This window comes from Microcystis sp. M53603_WE2, assembly GCF_030065435.1.
The window spans coordinates 1-3,322 of record NZ_JASJFF010001338.1 but is presented as its reverse complement, the minus strand read 5'-3'; the positions used below and the strand labels follow the sequence as shown (position 1 = coordinate 3,322).

Annotated in this window: 2 protein-coding genes; both read left to right on the top strand. The window is 46.9% G+C overall.

Features of this window, described 5'->3' with window-relative positions:
* A partial coding sequence (locus PX481_RS28190) for an N-acetylmuramoyl-L-alanine amidase family protein (protein WP_288097246.1) occupies positions 1-1,411 on the top strand: 1,411 nt, incomplete at its 5' end.
* A gap of 100 nt (positions 1,412-1,511) precedes the next feature.
* Positions 1,512-2,363, top strand: coding sequence for a glutamate racemase (gene murI, locus PX481_RS28185; protein ID WP_002758158.1), 852 nt, complete (start codon positions 1,512-1,514; stop codon positions 2,361-2,363).
* Positions 2,364-3,322 lie beyond the last annotated feature (959 nt).

Here is a 3,322-nt window from a genome sequence, read left to right as displayed (position 1 = left end):
CAACAACGATGATTTTCAGGTCACTCGCAATGGTCTTTTTGTCCGTTTAGAGCAAAATGGTGATGAGCGATCGATCCGCAGTCAACGCAGCCGGGACGGCAAAAAAATCGAATTTGAATTACCCGGGGCCACTTTACCCAGCAGTCTCACTGGTCAAACTATCCCCGTCAATCGCTATGGGGTCGGCGATATTCAATTCAGTCAGACCGCCAATCAACGAGCTAAGATTTCCCTAAGTGTTAGTAGAGATAGTCCCGATTGGCAAGCTCTCTATAGTCGTTTTGGTGGCTTGGTTTTACTGCCTAGGGGTGGTCTGGGTGCCGTGGATAATATCTCCTCACCTCCCCCCACTAGCGCCACCAATCCCAATCCTCGTCCCAACAATCCCCCCCCGAAAACTGCCAATAATCCCCCTTCTAGCAATCGTTTGGCCACGATCTCCTCGATCGATCTGACGGGCAATAACGATCGCCTCTTAATTCGCGCGGATTTACCCCTGAAAGCTAACGGCAGTGTTAACCGGGATGGTGTCTATGAACTACGCATCGAAAATGCTAAGTTAGCCGAGTCTTTTCGCGGTCCGCGCTTCGGCCGCTATAGTCCTATCTATCAATTGCGGGTACGTCAGGAAAGCGCCAATAAGGTGCTGATTTTGGTACAGACGGCCGTGGGTTTTCAACTGGGACAATTAACTCAATCGGACAGTCAAACCCTAGCCCTAGAATTGCTTTCCTCCCGCAATTCTAGCCCCCTTTCTCAGGTTCCTGACTCCACTACTATCCCTGTTCCTTTACCCCCCAATACGGGGCAATTTAACCCACCGCCGCGCCCTTCTAACCCCACTCCTAATCCCCCCCAACAACGCAATAGCCGCTTTCTAGTGGTGATCGATCCGGGCCATGGTGGTAAGGATCCGGGGGCGATCGGAATTGGTGGCCTTCAGGAAAAAAACGTAATTCTGCCCATTTCCCTAGAAGTTACCCGCATCCTGCAACAACAGGGCATCGATGTGCGTCTCACCAGAGATAGCGACTTTTTTGTCACCCTGCAAGGTCGCACGGATCTGGCTAACCAGATCGATGCCGATCTATTTGTCAGTATCCACGCTAACTCTATGGGTAAAGCACGACCGGATGTCAACGGATTGGAAGTTTATTACTTTGGCGATCGCCGTTTGTCGGATACCATCCATCGCAATATTGTCCGCAGTGTCGATATGCGCGATCGGGGGGTGCGTCGGGCCCGTTTCTATGTGCTGAGAACCTCCAGAATGCCCTCTACCCTCGTGGAAGTGGGTTTCGTCACCGGCGCTGAGGATGCTGCTAAATTAGCCAATGTCAACTTTCAACGACAAATGGCGGCGGCGATCGCTGGGGGGATTATTGAATATATTCAACGAAATCTCCGTTAATGATTAAATGATTGGAGCATTAGTTTACTAATCAAAAAATCCGTGTTTTAATATCATCAAATAAAGCTATTTTAGATCAGCGTTTTCCTCGATATTATCTATGAGAGAATCACAACTTAGTCCGATTGGTGTGTTTGATAGTGGCGTGGGTGGACTGACCGTTTTAAGGGAGTTGTATCGACAACTGCCCCAAGAATCAATTCTCTATTTCGCTGATACCGCTAGACTTCCCTACGGAACTCGTTCTAAAGGGGAAATTATCGAATTTGTCCGGGAAATTCTCACTTGGATGAGCGAGCGCCGGGTGAAAATGGTGATTATGGCTTGTAATACCAGTTCCGCCTTGGCTTTAGAAGAAGTACAGGCCGAATTTAAAGATTTACCAATTTTGGGGGTAATTTTACCCGGTGCCAAAACTGCCGTTAAACAAGGAAAGCGCATTGGGGTGATTTCTACCCCGGCTACGGCTAAAAGCAATGCCTATAAACAAGCGATTCAAGAAATCGATCCTACTGCCCAAGTTTGGCAAATTCCCTGTCCTGAATTTGTCCCTTTGATCGAGGCTAACCGCATTTTTGACCCCTACACCACGCAGGTGGCTAGGGAATATCTTCAGCCTTTACTAGCAGAAAATATTGATACTCTGGTCTATGGTTGTACCCATTATCGCCATCTTTCCCCGGTTTTACGTCGTCTTTTACCTAGTTCCGTGCGGTTGGTAGATCCCGCCGCTTCCGTTGTCCGAGCGGCGGAAAAAGAACTAGAATTATTAGGTCTAAAAAATCCCGAAACACCCCTACCTACTAACTTCGCAGTTAGCGGTGATCCTGACACTTTTGCTCGTTTATCTCGTCAATGGCTCGGTTTTTCTCCCAGGGTAGAAAAGGTTTATCTGCAATGTCGGGTGAAGACCCTCGGTTTTACCGATGGGATGAAACAAAGGCCAGTATAGAACAGCGAACCACAGCTAAAAATAAGTGTCTAGTCTCAAGAGCGAAATCTCGAATGACTTCTGACATTGTTAATGGCATTCTAGTTGCGTATTCCGAAGTGCGCTTGCTCTTCTTTTGGGGTCATTAGCCTTGGCAGTCTTTTTTCCTTTAAAGGTCTGGAAGTACTCACGAAAAATAGCTACCATATAAGTATAGCGGCTAGGGTAAACAACCGCTTGAAAAACCCCTGTAGTCTAATCACTACGCTATCTGCACCTTGACAATCAAAGATATGGGGTTCTACCTAGGGTTTGCGGCAAAAAGTTTTTCCTGGGGGCAGGGTGTGGGGTGTGGGGTGTAGGGTGTAGGGTTTTACCGATTTTGAGGTAGTCAGTTACCTAATTTTCAGGGAAAAAGTCCAGGAATTTTACCCCCGATCCCTCCAATGGTCGGCACTTTTTGAGGGAAAAAAAGTCTAAAAGCCTTATCCAACAAAGTTTTTAGATTTATTCAGCAAGCCCTACCTAATGTTCTAGTTTCTACCTGTAGGTAGGTAAAATCTTTGCAGGAACTAGACAAAGCAGTATTTGAAGCTAACACTTCAATTAAAGCAAATTTTGTAGAAATACAACTAGGGTGGGGCGCACCCAAAGTTAACGCTTGAGGAGAGAACCACCTCTGGGTTGAGAATCGCAAGGTACTTAGTCTAAGTGGACTCGGTGAATCAAGAATCCCTCGCTTGAGCGCGACGGGAGCGTCAACTGCCTGTCCCCGTTTTATAGCCGTCAGTCTTTTCAGCCCACATTCCGCACCCTAGTCGTTGAAATCAAAAGTTGCTCTAGCCCTTGTATAGTAAGACTTTTAGCGATTACTAAGAATTATGAAGTGTCACACTCTAGTCAGCGATCGCCAGCTTAATGAGAGTTGATCTCAATAATTTGGTATCAGAGCTATCAGATTTTTAGGGCTAATTGTGCAT

Bases quoted from the DNA above. Each gene is read 5' to 3' on its own strand.
- murI (WP_002758158.1), top strand. From the start codon at position 1,512: ATGAGAGAATCACAACTTAGTCCGATTGGTGTGTTTGATAGTGGCGTG.